This window comes from Pseudomonas palleroniana (genome assembly GCF_022836895.1).
GTDB lineage: Bacteria > Pseudomonadota > Gammaproteobacteria > Pseudomonadales > Pseudomonadaceae > Aquipseudomonas > Aquipseudomonas palleroniana.
This window is the reverse complement of sequence record NZ_CP092411.1, coordinates 355,602-378,089: the sequence shown is the minus strand read 5'-3', so window position 1 is coordinate 378,089 and position 22,488 is coordinate 355,602. Positions and strand designations below refer to the sequence as shown.

General features: G+C 59.2%; 4 protein-coding genes. 3 read left to right on the top strand and 1 reads right to left on the bottom strand.

Annotated elements, in window-relative coordinates; genetic code table 11:
- Positions 1-29: 29 nt before the first annotated feature.
- Positions 30-17,063, bottom strand: a complete 17,034-nt coding sequence (locus MJP36_RS01545) for a LapA family giant adhesin (RefSeq protein WP_244384726.1) — start codon at positions 17,061-17,063, stop codon at positions 30-32.
- A gap of 338 nt (positions 17,064-17,401) precedes the next feature.
- On the opposite strand from MJP36_RS01545, the gene MJP36_RS01540 reads away from it, so the two are divergent.
- The 3 genes from MJP36_RS01540 to MJP36_RS01530 are packed head-to-tail and all read left to right on the top strand — an operon-like array spanning position 17,402 to position 22,312.
- Entirely contained in the window at positions 17,402-18,760 is a 1,359-nt protein-coding gene (locus MJP36_RS01540; RefSeq protein ID WP_060755470.1) for a TolC family outer membrane protein, read from the top strand.
- A gap of 41 nt (positions 18,761-18,801) precedes the next feature.
- Positions 18,802-20,958, top strand: coding sequence for a type I secretion system permease/ATPase (locus tag MJP36_RS01535; RefSeq protein ID WP_244384722.1), 2,157 nt, complete (start codon positions 18,802-18,804; stop codon positions 20,956-20,958).
- Entirely contained in the window at positions 20,948-22,312 is a 1,365-nt protein-coding gene (locus tag MJP36_RS01530) for an HlyD family type I secretion periplasmic adaptor subunit (RefSeq protein ID WP_060755471.1), read from the top strand. The genes MJP36_RS01535 and MJP36_RS01530 overlap by 11 nt, the downstream gene beginning before the upstream one ends.
- The last annotated feature ends 176 nt before the right edge of the window (positions 22,313-22,488 follow it).

The following is a 22,488-nucleotide window of genomic DNA, read 5'->3' as shown; positions in this document are numbered from 1 at the left end:
CGCCGGTGAGGGCGGCCGATATCCGAGGCTTAGGCGGTGTGGTCGATCTTGATGGTCGGGTCGGCACCACTGATCAGCGAGTTGATGCTGGTGTGGGACCAATCGTTGCCTTCCAGCTTGATCGTCACATCGGCATTGGCCAGGCCGCCGGCGGCGTTGAGCTTGCCTTCACTGCTCACTTGCAGCGTCGACACACCGTCCACCGTGGTGATCTTCAAGTAGTTGTCGATGGTGCTGTCCGTTTCACCCTTCAACAGGTCCCGCAGATCAATGCGGTCGCCTTCCGACGCCTTGAAGTCCTTGATCACATCGTTACCGACGTCACCGGCTTTCCACACGAAGGTGTCGGCACCTGAGCCACCGATCAGGATGTCATTGCCCGGCCCGCCGATCAGCGTGTCGTTACCGGTGCCGCCCAACAGGATGTCATTGCCTTTGCCGCCGTCCAGGTAGTCATTACCGCCCTGGCCGAACAGGATGTCATCGCCTGCGCCGCCCAGCAGCGTGTCGTTGCCGTCTTTGGCGCCGGACACATCGAAGTCGGCGTAGTGTTCGGTCACGTACTGGTGCACGTTCGAAGGGGTCACGGCCGTTACGGCTACACCGGTTTTCTGCGCCACAAAGGCTTGCAGCGCGTTGTAGCCCTCACCGGTAACGCCGCTGAAGCTCACCAGGTCGCCGAAGATAATATCGTTGCCGTCGCCGCCGTTCACGGTGTCGTTGCCAGGCAGCGTGGCCTCGGTGTGACCGAGGATGGCATTGGCCAGGTCCTTCGGATCGATGTTGCTTTGCGGCTTGCCATCGCTGTCGTACGGCTTGAGGTCATTGAGGCTGACATCGCCGTTGATACCGATCGCTTCCACCTGCGACAGCCCACCCAGCAGCGCAAACGCGCTCTTGGCGTTGCTCAACGTCGCCGAATCGGTGCTGTTGCCTGTACCGTTCAGGTTGGACAACTCGTAGGTGCCGTCACCTTGGGCGTGAAGGGTGCCCAGATTGTTGGCGACCCACCAGAAGCCGTTCCAGGTTTGCAATTGAGCCGTACCCGAGGTGTCGATGCTGAAGTAGTGGGTGTTATCCAAGTACTTGCTGAACGTTGTCCCCAGTGTGTAGTTGGACGTCGTCACCAGATCGTCGAGTTTGGTGTTGTAAATCGTCGGGTTGGTCTGCTCGCCGCTCTGGTAGTACGTCGGCTGGCCATCGGTGATGAAGTAGGTCAGGTTGGTGGCGCCGGTGTTGCTGGTCGCCAGGCCGCTCTGGAAGAAGTTCGCCGTGGTCTTGAACACGTCCTCATAGTTGGTACCGCCACCCGACGTCATCGAGTCCAGTACTCCCTTGAGCACGTTCAGCGCGTTCGGATCGTTGAGGTTGATCGCGACCGACTTGTTCACTTGGGTATCGAAGTCTGCCAGGAAGATATTCACCGTGCCCGAGGTGTTGGCGCCCAGGCTGTTTTTGAGCGAGTTGAACACCGAGGTCAGCGAGTCTTTCGCCGCGCTGATCGAAGCCGGGGTCATGCTGCCTGAACTGTCCACCATGAACGCGATGTTGTAGTTCTTGCCCTGCACCACGTTCAGGCCGCCGATGTCGGAAACCATAATATCGTTGCCATCGGTGCCGGTGAGCGAGTCGCTGCCCGAGGTGCCGGTGGCGGCGCTATAGGTCGCCGGGTACACGGTGACCGGCAATTGCGCGGTGGTGGTCGCAGAACCGCCGAGGCTTTCGGTGGAGGTCGAGGTAACCGCCAGGTTGAACTGGCCGCTGTAGTAGGTCGGTGGCTTAATCGACAGGGAGCTCAGGTCCCAACCGGTCACGTTGACTTCGCCCACAGCCTTGGTCGCGGTGAAAGTATGCCCGGATGCATCGGTGAGCACGGAGCCGGCCGGTATGCCACTGATCTTCACGCTGAGGGTTTCCGAGCCGTCGGTGTCGGTCAGTGCGGTGGTGACCTTGGACAGCTTGACGGTACCGTTTTCCAGACCTTCGTTGAGCTTGTAGCCCACGTAGTAACCGTCGCCGTTGCTGCCATGCAGGTCGGAGACGGTCACGCCGGCGTTGGTCAGGTCGGTGATGCCGGTGTACAGCGGCACGCCGCTGGTGCTCAGGTCTTGAACCGGGCCGCCATTGACCGACAGGTTGACGTCGTAGCTGCCAGGGCCGGACTGGTTGGCGTGATAGATCTCGAGGCTGTAATAACCACTCACTGTCGGTGTGATCGAGCCGCTGAACTTGCCGCTGTTGTTGCCCCACTGAGCGCTGGCCACGTCTTTGCCGCCGACGTTGATCACCAGGCTGTCATCGCCGGTACCGCTGAAGGTGTAGGTCTTGCCGGCTTCCATGTACATCAGGCCGGAGATCTTCGAGCCGCTGCCTGCTGTGACATTGGTGGTGGATTCGACGTTGGTCACCAACCCGCTGCTGTTTGGCGTGCCGGCGTTATCAATGGCGTTTTTCAGGTCGGCCGGTGCTGCGCCGTTCCCGTTGGTGCCGAGACCCGAAACGCTGTTCCAGCTTTGCTTGAGCAAGCCGATCGAATTGACGTTGTTGTCGGCCACATTCAGGGTCGGAGCATCGGCCACCGGGGTGATGTCGACTTTCATCGTGGCGCTGTTGCCCAGGTCCTTGCCGTCGGTAGGCTGGAACTTGAACTGCGCGTAATCCGCCTGCCTGTTACCAACGCCGGTGCCACCATAACCGTCGGCGCCGGACTCGTTGGCGTTCGGCATAAAGCGCAACTGGCCGCCGTCGATCTGGGCTTTGGTGAAGGTCTGGCCTGCGGTCACGCTAGTCCAGGTCGTGCCATCCGCCGCCAGGTATTGCAGCTTGCCGGCCACCGGCAGGTCGGTGATTTTCACGCCGAGGCTGCTTTGTGGCGAGTCCACATCGGTCACGCCGAAGTTGGCCCAGGTCAGCGCCAGTGGCGTGTCTTCGGTGCCGGTCACGGCACTGCCGGTCGCCACCGGTGGATCGTTGACCGCCACCACGTTGACGGTGGTGGTCGCCACGTTGGAGTAGTTGCCGCCATCGGTCACGGTCACGGTAATGGTCCGTGGCGTGGTGCTCGGGTCGTGGCTGCTGTTGGTGAACGTAATGTTCTGGATACGCTGCATGTAGTCAGCCAGCGTGGCGCTGCCCGACAACGTCAGGGTGATGGTGCCCGTCTGGTTGTTGGTGCTGACGGTAATGCCATTCACGCTGTTGCCCAGGTTCAGTGCATCACCGGCCTGTGCGTTGGTCAAGGTGACGGTCGCGCCGGTCAGCAGGGTGCTGTCCGGGTCGGTGATCTTGATATCCGTGTCGGCAATCGACACACCCGGCCCGGCGGTACCTTCGGTGAAGGTCGTCTTGTAGTCGGCACCGGTTGCGCCGCTGGAGTTGTTGGCATCCAGGTCGATGACCGGCGGCGCATCGTTGTCGATGATGTTGGTGCTGACGCTGCCTTTGTCGACCACCAGGTTCTCGAAGTTGCCACCCGTGGTTTTGTCGATGGTGATGACGATCTGCTCGGTCGGCTCGGTGATCTTGTCATCGATGGTACGGATATCAAACGGCACGCTGCTGGAGCCGGCAGGGATCTTCACGGTGTACACGCCGTTGAAGTCCGAGCCGTCGGTGGCGGTGCCGCTGTATTTGAGCGTCACGGTCACATCGGTTTGCGCCGGGTTGCTCAGGGTCAGGGTGTAGTGCGCGGTTGCGCCTTCGGTCACCGATGTGTCGCCAGTGATGCTGATGGTGGTGTTGTTGACCACGTCGGTGACTTTGGTGACTACGGTGCTGCCGTCGACGATCAGGTGCTCGTACTTGTCACCGCCGCTGACCACGCCGGTGATCTTGTTGCTGACATCGTTGGCGCCCACGTACGCATCGTTAGGCGCGGTGGCGGTAGTGACGCCGCTGGACTTGCCGTTACCGATAGTGATGGTCGAACCGTTATCCAGCTTCACCACCAGGTCGGAACCGACGTTGTTGACTGCCACACCGTTCTTGTCGACCAGCGACGCGGTGTAGATGATCTGTCCGCCTTCGCTGGTAGACCCCGTGGCCTTGAGCGACACGGTCACATCATCGATCGTGTCGTTGATGGTAGTGGTTGCGCCGCCCGGTGTGATGCTCACACCTTCGAAGTTACCGCCAGTGGTGCCAGTGATCTTGACGGTCTGGGTGCTTTTGTCGATGAACACGTCATCGCTTGGCGCCGGGACGGTCACCGTACCGACAGTTGCACCTTGCTTGATGCTGATGCTCGAACCGTTATCGAGCTGGATCACCATGTCGCTGCCGGCCTTGTTGCTCAAGGTGGCGGTGTAGGTGATCTGGCCGCCTTCGTTGACTGCGCTTGGCGCGGTCAGCGTGACGGTGGTGAGATCGGTTGTACCGGGAGTGTCGGTAACGGTGGTATTTACCGGCGTAGTGCCCGGTACCAGGTTCTCGAAGTGCTCGCCGCCGGTGACGCCTTTGATGGCGGTGGTGACGGTCTGGTCGCCTTTGTAGACGTCGTTCGGCGCCACGGTGGTGACGGTGCCGCTGGATTGGTTCACACCGATGGTGATGGTTTTACCGTTATCCAGGGTGACGGTCAGTGGGTTGGTGATGTTAGTTACCGGCGCGCCGTTTTTATCCACAAGACTGGCGGTGTAGACGATGTTGCCGCCTTCACCGATGGTGTTGGTGGCGGTCAGGACCACATCGACTTTGTCGATGGTGTCGTTGATGGTCGTTGTCGCGCCGTTACCTGCAACTTCCAGTTTCTCGAAGTTGCCGCCGGTGGCGTCGGTGATCTTGACGGTCTGGGTGCTCTTATCGATGAACACGTCATCGCTAGGTGCAGGAACGGTCACGGTGCCGACGGTATCGCCAGCCTTGATGGTAATGGTGGAACCGTTGTCGAGTTTCAGGGTGACGTCAGTACCTGCTTTGTTAGAAAGCGTGGCGGTGTACGTAATCTGACCACCTTCATTAACTGCGCTTGGCGCGGTCAGGGTCACGGTGGTGGTGTCAGCAGTGCCCGGAGTATCGGTAACGGTGGTATTTACCGGCGTAGTGCCCGGTACCAGGTTCTCGAAGTGCTCGCCGCCGGTCACCGTTTTGATCGCGGTGGTGACGGTCTGGTCGCCTTTGTAGACGTCGTTTGGAGCGACTACCGAAACAGAACCGCTCGACTGGTTCACACCGATGGTGATGGTTTTACCGTTATCCAGAGTGACCGTCAGGGGGCTAGCGATGTTGGTTACTGCTGCGCCGTTTTTATCCACAAGGCTGGCGGTGTAAACGATGTTGCCGCCTTCGCCCACAGTGTTGGTCGCGGTCAGGACCACATCGACCTTGTCGATGGTGTCGTTGATGGTGGTAGTTGCACCGTTACCTGCAACTTCCAGCTTCTCGAAGTTGCCGCCGGTAGCGTCGGTGATCTTGACGGTCTGGGTGCTCTTATCAATGAACACGTCATCGCTCGGCGCCGGGACGGTCACAGTACCGACGGTGTCACCGGCCTTGATGGTGATGGTCGACCCGTTATCCAGCTTCAGCGTGACATCGGTGCCGGCCTTGTTGCTCAAGGTCGCGGTGTACGTAATCTGACCGCCTTCATTAACTGCGCTTGGCGCGGTCAGGGTCACGGTGGTGGTGTCAGCAGTGCCCGGAGTATCGGTAACGGTGGTATTTACCGGCGTAGTGCCCGGTACCAGGTTCTCGAAATGCTCGCCGCCGGTGACGCCTTTGATGGCGGTGGTGACGGTCTGGTCGCCTTTGTAGACGTCGTTCGGCGCCACGGTGGTGACGGTGCCGCTGGATTGGTTCACACCGATGGTGATGGTTTTACCGTTATCCAGGGTGACGGTCAGCGGGTTGGTGATGTTGGTTACCGGCGCGCCGTTTTTATCCACAAGGCTGGCGGTGTAGACGATGTTGCCGCCTTCACCGACGGTGTTGGTGGCCGTCAGTACCACATCGACTTTGTCGATGGTGTCGTTGATCGTGGTGGTCGCGCCGTTGCCTGCAACTTCCAGTTTCTCGAAGTTGCCGCCGGTAGCGTCGGTGATCTTGACGGTCTGCGTGCTCTTGTCGATGAACACGTCATCGCTCGGCGCTGGAACGGTCACAGTGCCGACGGTATCGCCAGCCTTGATGGTGATGGTGGAACCGTTGTCGAGTTTCAGCGTGACGTCAGTACCCGCTTTGTTAGAAAGCGTGGCGGTGTACGTAATCTGACCACCTTCATTAACTGCGCTTGGCGCGGTCAGGGTCACGGTGGTGGTGTCCGCAGTGCCCGGAGTATCGGTAACGGTGGTGTTCACCGGCGTAGTGCCCGGTACCAGGTTCTCGAAGTGCTCGCCGCCGGTGACGCCTTTGATGGCGGTGGTGACGGTCTGGTCGCCTTTGTAAACGTCGTTCGGAGCGACTACCGAGACGGAACCGCTGGATTGGTTCACACCAATGGTGATGGTCTGGCCGTTATCCAACGTCACGGTCAGTGGGTTGGTGATGTTGGTCACCGCATTACCCGACTTGTCGACCAGCGAAGCGGTGTAAACGATATTGCCGCCTTCACCGACGGTGTTGGTGGCCGTCAGGACCACATCGACCTTGTCGATGGTGTCATTGATGGTCGTTGTCGCACCGTTACCTGCAACCTCCAGCTTCTCGAAGTTGCCGCCGGTAGCGTCGGTGATCTTGACGGTCTGCGTGCTCTTGTCGATGAACACGTCATCGCTTGGTGCAGGAACGGTCACAGTACCGACGGTGTCACCAGCCTTGATGGTAATGCTCGAGCCGTTGTCGAGTTTCAGGGTGACGTCGGTGCCGGCCTTATTGCTCAAGGTCGCGGTGTAAGTGATCTGACCACCTTCGTTAACTGCGCTTGGCGCGGTCAGGGTCACGGTGGTGGTGTCAGCAGTGCCCGGAGTATCGGTAACGGTGGTGTTCACCGGCGTAGTGCCCGGTACCAGGTTCTCGAAGTGTTCGCCGCCGGTGACGCCTTTGATGGCGGTGGTGACGGTTTGATCGCCTTTATAGACGTCGTTTGGAGCGACTACAGAAACAGACCCGCTCGACTGGTTCACACCGATGGTGATGGTTTTACCGTTATCCAAAGTGACCGTCAGGGGGCTAGTGATGTTGGTTACTGCTGCGCCGTTTTTATCCACAAGGCTGGCGGTGTAAACAATGTTGCCGCCTTCGCCAACGGTGTTGGTGGCCGTCAGTACAACATCGACCTTGTCGATGGTGTCGTTGATGGTAGTAGTTGCCCCGTTACCGGCAACTTCCAGCTTCTCGAAGTTGCCGCCCGTGGCGTCAGTGATCTTGACGGTCTGGGTGCTCTTGTCGATGAACACGTCATCGCTCGGCGCTGGGACGGTCACAGTACCGACGGTATCGCCAGCCTTGATGGTAATGGTGGAACCGTTGTCGAGTTTCAGTGTGACGTCGGTGCCGGCCTTGTTGCTCAAGGTCGCGGTGTACGTAATCTGACCACCTTCGTTGACCGCGCTTGGCGCGGTCAGCGTCACGGTAGTGGTGTCCGCAGTGCTCGGAGTATCGGTAACGGTGGTATTTACCGGCGTAGTGCCCGGTACCAGGTTCTCGAAGTGTTCGCCGCCGGTGACGCCTTTGATGGCGGTGGTGACGGTTTGATCGCCTTTATAGACGTCGTTTGGAGCGACTACAGAAACAGACCCGCTCGACTGGTTCACACCGATGGTGATGGTTTTACCGTTATCCAAAGTGACCGTCAGGGGGCTAGTGATGTTGGTTACTGCTGCGCCGTTTTTATCCACAAGGCTGGCGGTGTAAACAATGTTGCCGCCTTCGCCAACGGTGTTGGTGGCCGTCAGTACAACATCGACCTTGTCGATGGTGTCGTTGATGGTAGTAGTTGCCCCGTTACCGGCAACTTCCAGCTTCTCGAAGTTGCCGCCCGTGGCGTCAGTGATCTTGACGGTCTGGGTGCTCTTGTCGATGAACACGTCATCGCTCGGCGCTGGGACGGTCACAGTACCGACGGTATCGCCAGCCTTGATGGTAATGGTGGAACCGTTGTCGAGTTTCAGTGTGACGTCGGTGCCGGCCTTGTTGCTCAAGGTCGCGGTGTACGTAATCTGACCACCTTCGTTGACCGCGCTTGGCGCGGTCAGCGTCACGGTAGTGGTGTCCGCAGTGCTCGGAGTATCGGTAACGGTGGTATTTACCGGCGTAGTGCCCGGTACCAGGTTCTCGAAGTGTTCGCCGCCGGTGACGCCTTTGATGGCGGTGGTGACGGTTTGATCGCCTTTATAGACGTCGTTTGGAGCGACTACAGAAACAGACCCGCTCGACTGGTTTACACCGATGGTGATGGTTTGGCCGTTATCCAGGGTGACCGTTAACGGGTTGGTGATGTTAGTCACCGCATTACCCGACTTATCGACCAGCGAAGCGGTGTAAACGATGTTGCCGCCCTCACCAACAGTGTTGGTCGCGGTCAGGACCACATCGACCTTGTCGATGGTGTCGTTGATGATCGTTGTCGCGCCGTTGCCTGCAACTTCCAGCTTCTCGAAGTTGCCGCCGGTAGCGTCGGTGATCTTGACGGTCTGGGTGCTCTTATCAATGAACACGTCATCGCTCGGCGCCGGGACGGTCACAGTACCGACGGTATCGCCAGCCTTGATGGTAATAGTCGAACCGTTATCCAATTTCAGCGTGACGTCGGTGCCGGCCTTATTGCTCAAGGTCGCGGTGTAAGTGATCTGACCGCCTTCGTTAACTGCGCTTGGCGCAGTCAGGGTCACGGTGGTGGTATCTGCAGTGCCCGGTGTGTCCGTTACGGTCGTAGTGACTTTATCGGTACCTGGCACCAGATTTTCGAAATGCTCGCCTCCGCTCACAGTTTTGATCGCGGTAGTGATGGTCTGGTCGCCGTTGTAAACATCGTTCGGCGCCACGGTGGTGACGGTGCCGCTGGACTGGTTCACACCAATGGTGATGGTCTGGCCGTTATCCAACGTCACGGTCAGTGGATTGGTGATGTTGGTCACCGCATTACCCGACTTGTCGACCAGCGAAGCGGTGTAAACGATGTTGCCGCCTTCGCCCACAGTGTTAGTAGCGGTCAGTACGACATCGACTTTGTCGATGGTGTCGTTGATGGTGGTGGTCGCGCCGTTGCCTGCAACTTCCAGCTTCTCGAAGTTACCGCCGGTAGCGTCGGTAATCTTGACGGTCTGCGTGCTCTTGTCGATGAACACGTCATCGCTTGGTGCTGGGACGGTCACAGTGCCGACGGTATCGCCAGCCTTGATAGTGATGGTGGAACCGTTGTCGAGTTTCAGGGTGACGTCAGTACCCGCTTTGTTAGAAAGCGTGGCGGTGTACGTAATCTGACCACCTTCGTTAACTGCGCTTGGCGCAGTCAGGGTCACGGTGGTGGTGTCAGCAGTGCCCGGAGTATCGGTAACGGTGGTGTTCACCGGCGTAGTGCCCGGCACCAAGTTCTCGAAGTGCTCGCCGCCGGTCACCGTTTTGATCGCGGCAGTGACAGTCTGGTCGCCGTTGTAAACGTCGTTCGGCGCTACAGTGGTGACGGTGCCGCTGGACTGGTTCACACCGATGGTGATGGTCTGGCCATTGTCCAAAGTCACGGTCAGTGGATTGGTGATGTTGGTTACCGGCGCGCCGTTTTTATCCACAAGACTGGCGGTGTAGACGATGTTGCCGCCTTCACCAACGGTGTTGGTCGCGGTCAGGACCACATCGACCTTGTCGATGGTGTCGTTGATGATCGTTGTCGCGCCGTTGCCTGCAACTTCCAATTTCTCGAAGTTGCCGCCGGTAGCGTCGGTGATCTTGACGGTCTGCGTGCTCTTGTCGATGAACACGTCATCGCTAGGTGCAGGAACGGTCACGGTGCCGACGGTATCGCCAGCCTTGATGGTGATGGTGGAACCGTTGTCGAGTTTCAGGGTGACGTCAGTGCCCGCTTTATTGGAAAGCGTGGCGGTGTAGGTGATCTGACCACCTTCGTTAACTGCGCTTGGCGCGGTCAGGGTCACGGTGGTGGTGTCAGCAGTGCCCGGAGTATCGGTAACGGTGGTGTTTACCGGCGTAGTGCCTGGTACCAGGTTCTCGAAGTGCTCGCCGCCGGTAACGTCTTTGATGGCGGTGGTGACGGTTTGATCGCCTTTATAGACGTCGTTTGGAGCGACTACAGAAACAGACCCGCTCGACTGGTTTACACCAATGGTGATGGTTTGGCCGTTATCCAAGGTGACTGTCAGCGGGTTGGTGATGTTGGTTACTGCTGCGCCGTTTTTATCCACAAGGCTGGCGGTGTAAACGATGTTGCCGCCCTCACCAACAGTGTTGGTCGCGGTCAGGACCACATCGACCTTGTCGATGGTGTCGTTGATGATCGTTGTCGCGCCGTTGCCTGCAACTTCCAATTTCTCGAAGTTGCCGCCGGTAGCGTCGGTGATCTTGACGGTCTGCGTGCTCTTGTCGATGAACACGTCATCGCTAGGTGCAGGAACGGTCACGGTACCGACGGTATCGCCAGCCTTGATAGTGATGGTGGAACCGTTGTCGAGTTTCAGTGTGACGTCGGTGCCGGCCTTATTGCTCAAGGTCGCGGTGTAAGTGATCTGACCGCCTTCGTTAACTGCGCTTGGCGCAGTCAGGGTCACGGTGGTGGTATCTGCAGTGCCCGGTGTGTCCGTTACGGTCGTAGTGACTTTATCGGTACCTGGCACCAGATTTTCGAAATGCTCGCCTCCGCTCACAGTTTTGATCGCGGTAGTGATGGTCTGGTCGCCGTTGTAAACATCGTTCGGCGCCACGGTGGTGACGCTGCCGCTCGACTGATTCACACCGATGGTGATGGTCTGGCCGTTATCCAGGGTGACGGTCAGCGGGTTGGTGATGTTGATCACCGCATTACCCGACTTGTCGACCAGCGAAGCGGTGTAAACGATATTGCCGCCTTCACCCACAGTGTTGGTCGCGGTCAGGACCACATCGACTTTGTCGATGGTGTCGTTGATGGTGGTAGTTGCACCGTTACCTGCAACTTCCAGCTTTTCAAAGTTGCCGCCCGTGGCGTCAGTGATCTTGACGGTCTGGGTGCTCTTATCGATGAACACGTCATCGCTTGGCGCAGGGACGGTCACGGTGCCGACGGTGTCGCCGGCCTTGATGGTAATGGTCGAACCGTTATCCAACTTCAGGGTGACGTCAGTACCCGCTTTGTTAGAAAGCGTGGCGGTATATGTAATCTGACCACCTTCGTTAACTGCGCTTGGCGCGGTCAGGGTCACGGTGGTGGTGTCAGCAGTGCCCGGAGTATCGGTAACGGTGGTGTTCACTGGCGTAGTGCCCGGCACCAAGTTCTCGAAGTGCTCGCCGCCGGTCACCGTTTTGATCGCGGCAGTGACAGTCTGGTCGCCGTTGTAAACGTCGTTCGGCGCTACAGTGGTGACGGTGCCGCTGGACTGGTTCACACCGATGGTGATGGTCTGGCCATTGTCCAAAGTCACGGTCAGTGGATTGGTGATGTTGGTTACCGGCGCGCCGTTTTTATCCACAAGACTGGCGGTGTAGACGATGTTGCCGCCTTCACCAACGGTGTTGGTGGCCGTCAGGACCACATCGACCTTGTCGATGGTGTCGTTGATCGTGGTAGTTGCACCGTTACCTGCAACTTCCAGCTTCTCGAAGTTGCCGCCGGTAGCGTCGGTGATCTTGACGGTCTGCGTGCTCTTGTCGATGAACACGTCATCGCTTGGTGCTGGGACGGTCACCGTACCGACAGTTGCACCTTGCTTGATGCTGATGCTCGAACCGTTATCGAGCTGGATCACCATGTCGCTGCCGGCCTTGTTGCTCAAGGTGGCGGTGTAGGTGATCTGGCCGCCTTCGTTGACTGCGCTTGGCGCGGTCAGCGTGACGGTGGTGAGATCGGTTGTACCGGGAGTGTCGGTAACGGTGGTATTTACCGGCGTAGTGCCCGGTACCAGGTTCTCGAAGTGCTCGCCGCCGGTGACGCCTTTGATGGCGGTGGTGACGGTCTGGTCGCCTTTGTAGACGTCGTTCGGCGCCACGGTGGTGACGGTGCCGCTGGACTGGTTCACACCGATGGTGATGGTTTTACCGTTATCCAGGGTGACGGTCAGTGGGTTGGTGATGTTAGTTACCGGCGCGCCGTTTTTATCCACAAGACTGGCGGTGTAGACGATGTTGCCGCCTTCACCGATGGTGTTGGTGGCCGTCAGGACCACATCGACTTTGTCGATGGTGTCGTTGATGGTCGTTGTCGCGCCGTTACCTGCGACTTCCAGCTTCTCGAAGTTGCCGCCGGTAGCGTCGGTGATCTTGACGGTCTGCGTGCTCTTGTCGATGAACACGTCATCGCTCGGTGCCGGGACGGTCACGGTGCCGACGGTGTCACCGGCCTTGATGGTGATGGTGGAACCGTTGTCGAGTTTCAGGGTGACGTCAGTACCTGCTTTGTTAGAAAGCGTGGCGGTGTACGTAATCTGACCACCTTCATTAACTGCGCTTGGCGCGGTCAGGGTCACGGTGGTGGTGTCAGCAGTGCCCGGAGTATCGGTAACGGTGGTATTTACCGGCGTAGTGCCCGGTACCAAGTTCTCGAAGTGCTCGCCGCCGGTCACCGTTTTGATCGCGGTGGTGACGGTCTGGTCGCCTTTGTAGACGTCGTTTGGAGCGACTACCGAAACAGAACCGCTCGACTGGTTCACACCGATGGTGATGGTTTTACCGTTATCCAGAGTGACCGTCAGGGGGCTAGCGATGTTGGTTACTGCTGCGCCGTTTTTATCCACAAGGCTGGCGGTGTAAACGATGTTGCCGCCTTCGCCCACAGTGTTGGTCGCGGTCAGGACCACATCGACCTTGTCGATGGTGTCGTTGATGATCGTTGTCGCGCCGTTGCCTGCAACTTCCAGCTTCTCGAAGTTGCCGCCGGTAGCGTCGGTGATCTTGACGGTCTGGGTGCTCTTATCAATGAACACGTCATCGCTCGGCGCCGGGACGGTCACAGTACCGACGGTGTCACCGGCCTTGATGGTGATGGTCGACCCGTTATCCAGCTTCAGCGTGACATCGGTGCCGGCCTTGTTGCTCAAGGTCGCGGTGTACGTAATCTGACCGCCTTCATTAACTGCGCTTGGCGCGGTCAGGGTCACGGTGGTGGTGTCCGCAGTGCTCGGAGTATCGGTAACGGTGGTATTTACCGGCGTGGTGCCCGGCACCAGGTTCTCGAAGTGCTCGCCGCCGGTTACCGTTTTGATCGCGGTGGTAACGGTTTGGTCGCCGTTGTAAACATCATTAGGCGCCACGGTAGTGACGCTACCGCTCGACTGATTCACACCGATGGTGATGGTCTGGCCATTGTCCAAAGTCACGGTCAGTGGATTGGTGATGTTGGTCACCGCATTACCCGACTTGTCGACCAGCGAAGCGGTGTAAACGATGTTGCCGCCTTCGCCCACAGTGTTGGTGGCGGTCAGGACCACATCGACCTTGTCGATGGTGTCGTTGATCGTGGTGGTTGCACCGTTACCTGCAACCTCCAGCTTCTCGAAGTTGCCGCCGGTAGCGTCGGTGATCTTGACGGTCTGCGTGCTCTTGTCGATGAACACGTCATCGCTTGGCGCAGGAACGGTCACAGTACCGACGGTGTCACCAGCCTTGATGGTAATGCTCGAGCCGTTGTCGAGTTTCAGGGTGACGTCGGTGCCGGCCTTATTGCTCAAGGTCGCGGTGTAAGTGATCTGACCACCTTCGTTAACTGCGCTTGGCGCAGTCAGCGTGACGGTGGTGGTGTCCGCAGTGCTCGGAGTATCGGTAACGGTGGTATTTACCGGCGTGGTGCCCGGCACCAGGTTCTCGAAGTGCTCGCCGCCGGTTACCGTTTTGATCGCGGTGGTAACGGTTTGGTCGCCGTTGTAAACATCATTAGGCGCCACGGTAGTGACGCTACCGCTCGACTGATTCACACCGATGGTGATGGTCTGGCCATTGTCCAAAGTCACGGTCAGTGGATTGGTGATGTTGGTCACCGCATTACCCGACTTGTCGACCAGCGAAGCGGTGTAAACGATGTTGCCGCCTTCGCCCACAGTGTTGGTGGCGGTCAGGACCACATCGACCTTGTCGATGGTGTCGTTGATCGTGGTGGTTGCACCGTTACCTGCAACCTCCAGCTTCTCGAAGTTGCCGCCGGTAGCGTCGGTGATCTTGACGGTCTGGGTGCTCTTATCAATGAACACGTCATCGCTAGGCGCAGGAACGGTCACAGTGCCGACGGTATCGCCAGCCTTGATGGTAATGGTCGAACCGTTATCCAACTTCAGCGTGACATCAGTGCCCGCTTTATTTGAAAGCGTCGCGGTGTAGGTAATCTGTCCGCCTTCGTTTGCCTCAGTCGGCGCGGTCAGCGTCACGGTCGTAGTGTCGATCGAGTCCGTAATCGTGGTGACCGCCGGGGCCGTATTCGGCACCAGGCTCTCGAAATTGCCGCCGGTCGCCCCGGTAATGGTGGTGCTGACGGTGCTGCCATTGACGTAGACATCATTCGGCGGGGTGTCGACAACTACGCTGCCAACGGACTCGCCCGCCTTGATGGTAATCACCGAGCCATTGCTCAAAGTGACAGTCACCGGCGTCTGCGCCGGGTTGGTCAAGGTGGCGGTGTAGGTGATCTGGCCGCCTTCGACAACCGTTCCGGTAGCGGTCAGTGAAACGTTGGTGGTGTCGACCGAATCAACAATCGTGGTAACGGCCGGAGTCGTGCTCGGTACCAGGTTTTCAAAGTTGCCGCCGGTGGCGCCGGTAATAGTAGTGCTGACGGTAGAGCCGTTGTTGTAGACGTCGTTGGCCGGGGTATCGACAACCACAGTGCCAGTGGACTCGCCCGCTTTGATAGTAATCACCGAGCCATTGCTCAGAGTGACAGTCACTGGCGTTTGTGCTGGGTTGGTCAGCGTAGCGGTGTAGGTAATCTGACCGCCTTCGGTTACGGTTTGGGCCGCTGTCAGCGAAACAGTGGTGGTGTCGACCGAATCAACAATCGTGGTAACGGCCGGAGTCGTGCTCGGTACCAGGTTTTCAAAGTTGCCGCCGGTGGCGCCGGTAATAGTAGTGCTGACGGTAGAGCCGTTGTTGTAGACGTCGTTGGCCGGGGTATCGACAACCACAGTGCCAGTGGACTCGCCCGCTTTGATAGTAATCACCGAGCCATTGCTCAGAGTGACAGTCACTGGCGTTTGTGCTGGGTTGGTCAGCGTAGCGGTGTAGGTAATCTGACCGCCTTCGGTTACGGTTTGGGCCGCTGTCAGCGAAACAGTGGTGGTGTCGACCGAATCAACAATCGTGGTAACGGCCGGAGTCGTGCTCGGCACCAGGTTTTCGAAGTTGCCGCCGGTCGCGCCAGTAATGGTAGTGCTGACGGTAGAACCGTTGTTGTAGACGTCGTTAGCCGGGGTATCGACAACCACAGTGCCAGTGGACTCGCCCGCTTTGATAGTAATCACCGAGCCATTGCTCAAAGTGACAGTCACTGGTGTTTGTGCCGGATTGGTCAACGTGGCGGTGTAAGTGATCTGGCCGCCTTCGGTCACGGTCGAGCCAGCCGTCAGGGCAACGGTGGTGGTGTCGACGGAGTCAGTAATCGTGGTAATGGCCGGAGTCGTGCTCGGCACCAGATTCTCAAAGTTGCCGCCAGTCGCGCCGGTAATAGTAGTGCTGACGGTAGAACCGTTGTTGTAGACGTCGTTAGCCGGGGTATCGACAACCACAGTGCCAGTAGACTCGCCCGCCTTGATGGTAATCACCGAGCCATTGCTCAAAGTGACAGTCACTGGTGTTTGTGCCGGATTGGTCAACGTGGCGGTGTAAGTGATCTGGCCGCCTTCGGTCACGGTCGAGCCGGCCGTCAGGGCGACGGTGGTGGTGTCAACGGAGTCAACAATCGTGGTGACGGCCGGAGTCGTGCTCGGCACCAGGTTTTCAAAGTTGCCGCCGGTCGCGCCAGTAATAGTAGTGCTGACGGTAGAACCGTTGTTGTAGACGTCGTTAGCCGGGGTATCCACGACCACAGTGCCAGTGGACTCGCCCGCCTTGATGGTAATCACCGAGCCGTTGCTCAAAGTGACAGTCACTGGCGTCTGTGCTGGGTTGGTCAACGTGGCGGTGTAGGTGATCTGGCCGCCTTCAGTGACCGTCGAGCCTGCCGTCAGGGCGATGGTGGTGGTGTCGATGGTGTCGGTGACCTGGGTCACTGCCGGCGTGGTATCGATGTTCAGCACCAGGTTGTTGCCGCCGGTGGTACCGGTGACGTTGACGCTGATTTGGCTTGGGTCGATGTACGGGCTGTCGTTCGGGGCCAGGGGCACGTTGACGGTGCCGGTCAGTTGGCCCGACGGGATGGTGATCACTGCACCGTTGGACAACGTGATGTTGAGGTTGCCGATCGGTGCCTGGGTCACGGTGGCGGTGTAGGTCAGTACGCCACCGGCTTCGGTAATGGTCGACGTGGCGCCCAATGTCAGCGTGGCGGTTTGCAGAGTCAGGCCACCGTTATTACCGCCAGGCTGGGCGCCGACGTTCTGGGTCAGTGCCGCGTTGGCCTGGCCCAGGCCCGCGGTCGGGAAGCCGATAGTCGGGTCAACGCGGCCGGCGGTCGCGTCCAGCACGACGAAGCTGTGGCCACCGCCTGCGGCGCCATTACCGGCAGCGGCTGGGCCTGCGGCAGCGGCTTCCAGGTCGGTGGTCGGGTCCGCGCCCGCGACAATGGCTTGTTGCAGCTCGGCAACCGACGGCGCCGCGTTCTCGGCGGCAGCTGCCAGATCGACGGTGGAGTCCGGCAGGTCGGCGCTCCATTGGGTTTCCCGGCCCAGGTCCAGCGTGCGGCCGTCGGCCAGTTCCAGGCTCACAGCGCCCGACATGCCGGTGTCGACCTGGTCGCCCGCAAACAGGCGGTCACCTTCTACTAATACACGCCGCGTTCCTTCCGGAGAAATAACGAAAACTTGACCAACAATGCTTTTGACGATGGCAACAACACTGCTCATTAAAATTTTCTCCGGCGATCCGTTTCTGATGATTTCCATGTGGCCGCTCGAGGGGGAGGGCCAAACAGGAGGGGCGTAGTCTGTAAAGATGGTTTCGTCAAATATTTGGCTAGATTTATTCGCGATCTAGTTTATGCCAAACTATTGACCTTATGACCGCCATCCTAAACAATTGGCCCCGTAATGTCACATTGATATTTATGCGGCGAACCGTCCTACATGTGTGAAGCAGTTCCGCTTTTTGAACTTTCCGACGTACGGTCATTACGGTAGCCATTATCCGACGCAGCGGCCTGAATCGCTGTGATTTGAGACAAGAAGTCCTGGGGAATTTTTTAATGCGTCTGCACCTGTTCAAGGCAATACCGTTCGTTCTCGCCGCCAGTTTCGTACAAGCCCAGACACTGCCCCAAGCCATGCAGCAGGCCTTGGACGTGCACCCGGAAATTCAAGCCGGTGTGAACAGCCGTATCGCCGCTGATTACCAGCTGCGTGCAGCCCAAGGTGGATATCTGCCTCGGGTCGACCTGAACGCCGGTTACGGCCGCGAAGGCACCGATAACTCCACTACTCGCGCCGCCAATGGCCCCAACGGCAACCACTGGGACACCCTCAACCGCGGCGAGTCCAGCCTGCGCCTGCAACAGATGATCTTTGACGGCTTCGCCACTTCCAGCGAAGTCGGTCGCCAGCAAGCCAACGTCAACTCCCGCGCCTACTCCTTGCTCGGTACCTCCGAGCGCACCGGCCTGACCGTTGCCCAGGTGTACCTGGATGTACTGACCCGTCGTGAGTTCGTGCGCCTGGCCGAAGAAAACCTGCGCAACCACGAACGCATCTACGATCAGATCAAACTGCGTACCCAGCGCGGCGTCGGCAACGGCGCCGACCAGGACCAGGCCGAAGCGCGTCTGGCCCAGGCCCGCAACAACCTGATCACCGAGCAGACCAACCTGGCCGACTCCGAGGTCAACTACCTCAGTGCCGTTGGCCAGATGCCCGACCAACTGGAGCGTCCGGCACCGTTCATGGCCATGCTGCCGGCAGACCTGAATGAGGCACGCCGCCAGATGCTCGACAACAGCCCGGTGCTGCGTTCGGCCGAGTCGGATATCTCCGCCGCCGAGAAGCAGTACGAAGCCGCCAAGTCCACCTTCTACCCGCGCTTTGACGCCGAACTTGGCACCAACGCCGACAACAACGTCTCGGGTGACGCCAGCCACAACAACGGTTGGGAAGCCATGGTGCGCATGCGCTTCAACCTGTTTGCCGGCGGCAGCAACAAGGCTGACCTGCAATCCAAGTCGTACCAGGCCAACCAGGCCCTGGATATCCGCAACAACGCCCTGCGCCAGCTCAACGAAGAACTGGGCCTGGCCTGGAACGCCCTGAACAACGCCAACGCGCAGCTGCCCGTGGCCCAGCAGTACGTTGACCACAGCACCCGGGTGCGTACCTCTTATCAGCAGCAGTTTAGCCTCGGCCAACGAACCCTGCTCGATTTGCTCGACAGTGAGAACGAATTATTCACCGCTTCCCGTCGTCTGGAAGAGATCAAGAACATTCAGTTATTTACTCAGTATCGAATCAAGGCGACCATGGGCGAATTGCTCAAGAGCCAGGGAGTGGTCCCACCGATGGCCTCCGTCGTGCAGACCGACGTGAAGCCTAACGTCCAACTGCCTGGGATGAATTGAGCCGTCCCCATAGCCCCATCTGTTAGTCGAGAGTGCACCGCGTGGAATCCGAAGTCAGTCGAGTTCATCTCAACCATGATCCACGCACGCTGCACGACGACCCGTTACTCGACGGGTTGCTTGCGCTCTGCGCCCTGCACCAGAAACCGGCCAGCGCGGCCATGCTCACCACCGGCCTGCCGCTGCCTTCGCAGCGGTTGAGTGCCGAGTTGCTGCCCCGTGCAGCCGCGCGGGCGGGCCTGCAGGGGCGGTTGCTGCAACGCAAGCTGGAACAGATCCCAACGATTGCCCTGCCGGCGTTGCTGCTGCTCAAAGAGGGGCGCAGTGCCGTGCTGGTGGGCTGGCAAGGCGAAGACGAAGCCCGCATCCTGCTCAGCGAAAGCGACGGCGGTGAAGTCATCATCAAGCGCGAGTTACTGGCCGGCGACTATGCCGGCAAGGTTTTCTTCGCCCAACCGCAGCACAAATTCGACGTCAACCACGGCACCCTGATTCCTCGGGCGCGTTCGTGGTTCCGTGACACGCTGATGCGTTCGCGCTGGCTCTACACCGACGCCATTGCCGCCAGCTTCCTGATCAACATCATCGCGATGGCCGCGCCGCTGTTCGTGATGAACGTGTACGACCGTGTGGTGCCGAACCAGGCCACGGCCACTCTTTGGGTGCTGGCAGTGGGCATCTGCGGTGCCTATCTGTTCGACCTGATCCTCAAAAGCCTGCGCAGCCTGTGCCTGGACCTGGCCGGCAAAAAGACCGACCTGATTATCTCGGCCACGCTGTTCGAGCGCATTGTCGGCATGTCCATGAAGTACCGCCCGGCACGGGTCGGCAGCTTCGCGCAGAACATCCACGAGTTTCAGAGCCTGCGCGATTTCCTCGCTTCGCTGACCCTCACCAGCCTGATCGACCTGCCCTTCACCCTGCTGATTTTTCTGGTCATCGCGATTCTCGGCGGGCACCTGGTGTGGATTCCGGTGCTGGCGTTCCCGATTGCCCTGGGCATCGGCTATGCCCTGCAGAAACCACTCGTTGCGACCATGGAGCGCACTATGGCCCTGGCCGCCGAGCGTCAGTCGAGCCTGATCGAAACCCTCGCCGGGCTGGACGCAGTCAAGGTCAATAACGCCGAGAGCGAGCGCCAGTACGGTTGGGAACAGACCATCGGCACCTTGAGCCGCCTTGAACTGCGGGTGAAGTTGCTGTCGGGCCTGTCGATGAACATGACCCTGCTGATCCAGCAACTGGCCGGCGTGATCATGATCGTGTTCGGTGTGTACCAGATCATCGAAGGTAACCTGAGCATGGGTGGCCTGATCGCCTGCTACATGCTCAGCGGCCGCGCCTTGAGCCCGTTGGCTTCGCTGTCGGGCCTGCTGACCCGTTACCAGCAAGCCAAGGTCACCATGATGTCCACCGACCAGATGATGGAGCTGCCCCAGGAGCGCAATTTCGAAGAGCGCCCCATGAGCCGCCGCACCCTGCAAGGCGCCATCGAATGCCGGGGACTTAATTTCACTTACCCGAATCAACAGAACGCCGCGCTGAAAAACATCAACCTGGTGATCAAGCCCGGCGAGAAAATCGGCATCATCGGCCGCAGCGGCTCGGGCAAAAGCTCCCTGGCCAAACTGATCGTCGGCCTTTATCAGCCGGACTCCGGTGCCTTGCTGGTGGATGGCGTGGATGTGCGCCAGATCGACGTCAGCGAACTGCGCCACAACATCGGCTACGTGGCCCAGGACATCCAACTGCTCGCCGGTACGCTGCGCGACAACCTGGTGTGCGGTGCACGCTATGTCGAAGACGAAATGGTCCTGCAGGCCGCCGAACTGGCCGGCGTGCATGAGTTCGCCCGCCTGCATCCGCAGGGTTATGAGCTGCAAGTCGGCGAGCGCGGGCAAAACCTTTCCGGCGGCCAGCGCCAGAACGTTGCCCTGGCCCGTGCACTGTTGCTCAATCCGCCCATCCTGCTGCTGGACGAACCCACCAGCGCCATGGACAACACCGGTGAAGAGCGCCTGAAACAGCGCCTGCAAGCCGTGGTGCAAAACAAGACCATCGTGCTGGTCACTCACCGTGCCTCACTGCTCTCGCTGGTGGACCGCCTGCTGGTGGTCGACCGTGGGCAGATCCTCGCAGACGGCCCGAAAGCCGTGGTCATGGAAGCGTTGAAAAAGGGGCAGATCAGTGTTGCTTAACTCCATCAAAAGCGCGGTTGGCCGCTATTTCAAAGGTTCCGATTCGCTGCAGGGTCAGCCCCTGCCCGAAGTCAACAAAGCACTGGTCGAAGATGCGCCGCGGGTTATCCGCCTGACCATCTGGGCGATCATCGCGTTCTTCATCTTTCTGGTGACGTGGGCAGGCTTCTCCAGCATCGACGAAGTCACCCGTGGCGACGGCAAGGCAATCCCCTCGTCCAAGTTGCAGAAAATCCAGAACCTGGAAGGCGGTATCGTCTCCGAGTTGTACGTCAAGGAAGGCCAGGTGGTGGAAGCCGGCGCGCCGTTGATTCGCCTCGATGACACGCGTTTTGTTTCCAATGCCGGTGAAACCGAAGCCCTGCGCCTGGCCATGCAACTGCGCGTCGAGCGCCTGAGTGCCCAGGTGGATGACCGCCCGCTGAACATCCCCGACGATGTGCTCAAGGCCGCGCCCAACCAGGCTGCCAGTGAGCGCTCGTTGTATGACAGCCGCCGCCAGCAGTTGAAGGACGAAGTCGGCGGCTTGCAGGAACAACTGGTGCAACGCCAGCAGGAACTGCGTGAATTCACCTCCAAACAAAGCCAGTACCGCAGCCAGTTGTCCCTGCAACGCCAGGAAATCAACATGTCCGAACCGCTGGTGGCCCAGGGTGCGGTGTCGCCGGTGGAAGTGCTGCGCCTCAAGCGTGCCGAGATGGAAACCCGCGGCCAGTTGGACGCCACTACCCTGGCGATCCCCCGGGCCGAGTCGGCGATCAAGGAAGTACAACGCAAGATCGACGAAACCCGTGGCAAGTTCCGCAGCGAAGCGCTGACCCAACTCAACGAAGCCCGCACCGAACTGAACAAGGCCGAGTCCACCGGCCGCGCCCTGGAAGACCGGGTCAGCCGCACCCTGGTCACCTCGCCCGTGCGCGGGATCGTCAAGCAATTGCTGGTCAACACCGTCGGCGGCGTGATCCAGCCGGGCAGCGACATGGTAGAGATCGTGCCGCTGAACGACACGCTGCTGGTGGAAGCCAAGATCCGCCCGCAAGACATCGCCTTCCTGCACCCGGGGCAGGAAGCGATCGTCAAATTCACCGCCTATGACTACACCATCTACGGTGGCCTGAAAGCCAAGCTTGAGCGAATCGGTGCCGACACCATCACCGATGAAGACAAGAAAACCACCTACTACATGATCACCCTGCGCACCGACCGCAGCCACTTGGGAACCGATGAGAAGCCGTTGCTGATCATCCCGGGCATGGTCGCGTCGGTGGACATCATCACCGGCAAGAAGAGCATCCTGAGCTACCTGCTCAAGCCGATCATCAAGGCGCGGGCCGAGGCGTTGCACGAGCGTTGACTTGTAGCGCCTGAAGGAGCCTCATCGGGAGCAAGCCCCCTCCCACACTCAACCGCATTCCTATGCTGGAACTCGGTCAAGTGTGGGAGGGGGCTTGCTCCCGATAGGGCCATTAGCCTCCCCACACAACCCCGCACCTAATGCATATAGATATTCTTTAATGGTATTTAATCGCC